Raw genomic sequence first — 2,750 nt, forward strand, 5'->3', positions numbered from 1 at the left:
AAATAGCCCCCAACCTCAGGCAGGTTGGGGGCTATTTCGTCGTATCTGGACCTATGCACGATAGGCGGGTGCATGCTCAGCAAACACCCGCTATTATTCGAACATGAGTTCGACTGAGCGAATCGAAAGCGCCGCCGCCGGAAGCGAGTGGGACCAGTTCGACGTCCGACTTGTGCCTGCCAGTGACCGCGCCCTTCTCGACGCGCTCGGCATCATCGTCCGACCCGCCCGAGGAAGCTCCGTGATCTGGGTCGACCACACCTGGTCATGGTGGAAGCAGGTCGGCATCATCGTCGTCCCCCGCGGTGGCCGCATCGAAGTCTGGCCTCACGGTGACATCACCGACCGCGACCTCGCCGCCCTGATCGGCGCCGGGTGTGAAGCGTTCTGCACACCGCCATCACGGGCGACGCGGTGGTCGCGCTGCGGACGCATCTGGGAATGCGTGATCGACGTGCCGGTGACTACCTAGCTCGCGGTTGGAGGCTGGACCTTGTCGGTCCACTGCTGACCGTCGAACCAGCGGGTTGCGCCCTGTGGGTCGACGTACCATCCCGGCGGGGGGAGTGCTGAAACGGTGTTGACAACGACCGGGCTCGGGCGCTTGTCGCCTAGTCGGACCAGTGCACGAATCACCAGCACGATGATCGCGCCAATGCTGAGGACGAACAGGGTTCCGACGGTCTGTGCGCCTGTGAAGTCGTTGGCAATCATGTACCCGAAAAGCAGTGCGCCAGCGATGCAAACCACTACCCATTGGGGGATGAGAGGCCCGCTCGAGACGCTGGTCGGCTGTGGAGTGGCGGGCGGCGGCATGCCGGGGGGTGGCTGTTGAGGGTGCGTCATGGTTCGGCCTCTGCGCGGACGGGTGCGCGGCGCGCACGTTCGATCGTCCAGCATACGGTGGCCTGTCAATGGGCATGGTTCATTCCCGCAGGTCGGCCGGGACATTGCGGGAAATGGTGGGACGCGCAGGGTTGTGTAAAGTAGGGGCGACTACGTAAAGTAGAGCATACTTTACGAAAGGTGGTTTCTCATGACCGAGACCGACTCCTGGTTGACCCGCGACGAAGTCGCAGACATGATCCGCTTCTCCTCCAAAACGTTAGCGAACTGGTCTTCGATGAAACCGCCGAAAGGGCCTCGCGCATACCGGGTCAGCGGAAAAGCTCGCTACCTCCGCAGCGAGGTCGAAGCATGGAAGACCGCCAACCTCAACGCCGGCATAGCAGCATAGGGCGGGGTGGGTCGTGGTCCGTTCAGGACGCCCAGGTCTCGAACTAGGAGAGCTGGGCGACATCAGCTACACCGCCATCAAGAACGCCAGCGGCAAGGTCACCGGGTACCGGGCGAGAGCTCGTTGGCGGCGCCCCACCGACGGCGTCATCCTCCCCAAGGAGAAGACGGGGCAGAGCAAGTCCGCAGCGAAAGCTGCGCTCAAGAAGTACGTCGACGAGCTCAATCAGTCGGCAGGTCCCGGGTCGTCGCTGGTCACGCCCGACACGAAGATCCCTGTGCTTGCTGATCTGTGGTTGGCCGAATGCGTCCTCGACGACTCGATCAACGATGCCTCGATCCGGCTCTACCGGACTCAGATCGAGCCGAGTGAGCGGAAGCTGAAGAAGGACGGCACCCCGGACATGCGTGTCCGCCCAGATGCGTTGAAGGTCAAGACTGTGTTCGCGAATCTGACGGTTCGCGAACTCACGGCACCTAGGTACGCCGCACATGAGGCAGCGATCATTGCACAGGGGATGAAGTCGAAGGCAGCTGTTCATCGGGTGATCGTTCGCGGGATGATGGATCTCGCTGTACGGCATGGGGCGATTTCGCCTGGAGCGCATCCCATCTCGTCGTTGAAGGCGCTGCGGATCAAGGTGCCGACCGTTCGGGCGTTGACCTTCGAGGAACTGTCGCGATTGCGGGAGCAGTTGCGCGCGTACTCGAGGGGGGAAGCGATCGAGGGCGGTCCGGCAAAGACCGGGCGACGGCGGGCGGCGCATTTGGTGCCGATGCTGGACATGATGTTGGCGACGGGTGCGCGGCCGGGGGAGATCCTGGGTTTGAGGAAGTGTGATGTGCATCGGCCGGAGCGGGTCGGTGATCCGTGGGTGCTCGATATCTTCGGCACGGTGAAGTACGGGGATTCGGGGGTCTATAGGCAGCCGCATACCAAGACTGGCCCGGAGGGTAATCGGTCGGTGGTGTTGCCGCGGTTCGCTGTGGCGATCCTCCTGGAGATGGGTGCTGCGTTCTGGGATGCGGACGATGAGTCGCCGGCGTTCCCGACGCGTAACGGGACGTTCCGGGGTTCGTCGAGTTTGTCGAAGCCGTGGAATTCGGCGCGGGGGGAGGAGTTCGGGTGGGTGAGTCGGAAGACGCTGCGGAAGACGGTGGCGACGATCATCGCCGAGGAGTACGGCGTGGACCATGCGCGTCGTCAGCTTGGGCATCGGAAGGGGTCGAAGGTGACTGAACAGCACTATGTGGATCAGCCGACGCTGGCTCCGGACTCGACTCCCGCGTTGGAGCGGTTTAGGGGGGAGGAGTGAGTGGTGTGTGGGGAAAGTGTGGGATGGGTGCCTTTGAGGCGTCCTGCGGGCGCTGGTGGAGGGCGGATCGGCCGGGTGTGGTGTGGATCGCTCTAGGTGTTGTGAAGCTGGGTTGACCTGGGGGATTGCTGGTCGGTATACCCGTTTGCGGGGGTTTGATTGTTACAGCGGGTTTACGCCGACCCGATCCGGGGTACA

The 2,750-nt window shown here is 63.1% G+C and carries 4 protein-coding genes; 3 read left to right on the forward strand and 1 reads right to left on the reverse strand.

Annotated elements, in window-relative coordinates; translation table 11 throughout:
* Nucleotides 1–103 precede the first annotated feature (103 nt).
* Nucleotides 104–472 carry a hypothetical protein gene (locus NI2_RS27515; protein ID WP_067496630.1) on the forward strand — a complete coding sequence of 123 codons (369 nt, stop codon included), beginning with the start codon at nucleotides 104–106 and terminating at the stop codon, nucleotides 470–472.
* On the opposite strand, the gene NI2_RS27520 is transcribed toward NI2_RS27515, so the two are convergent.
* Complete coding sequence (locus tag NI2_RS27520) at nucleotides 469–714, reverse strand: DUF2510 domain-containing protein (protein WP_067496633.1); 246 nt, start codon at nucleotides 712–714, stop codon at nucleotides 469–471. The two genes, NI2_RS27515 and NI2_RS27520, sit on opposite strands and share 4 nt — an antisense overlap.
* Nucleotides 715–1,036: 322 nt before the next feature.
* Here NI2_RS27520 and NI2_RS34090 point away from each other — a divergent pair, with 322 nt between their 5' ends.
* Complete coding sequence (locus NI2_RS34090; protein ID WP_133734256.1) at nucleotides 1,037–1,237, forward strand: helix-turn-helix transcriptional regulator; 201 nt, start codon at nucleotides 1,037–1,039, stop codon at nucleotides 1,235–1,237.
* Between the two features lie 13 nt (nucleotides 1,238–1,250).
* Nucleotides 1,251–2,552, forward strand: a complete 1,302-nt coding sequence (locus NI2_RS27525) for a tyrosine-type recombinase/integrase (RefSeq protein WP_067496636.1) — start codon at nucleotides 1,251–1,253, stop codon at nucleotides 2,550–2,552.
* The last annotated feature ends 198 nt before the right edge of the window (nucleotides 2,553–2,750 follow it).

Origin of the sequence: Nocardia ignorata NBRC 108230 (assembly GCF_001612905.1) — a bacterium.
GTDB lineage: Bacteria > Actinomycetota > Actinomycetes > Mycobacteriales > Mycobacteriaceae > Nocardia > Nocardia ignorata.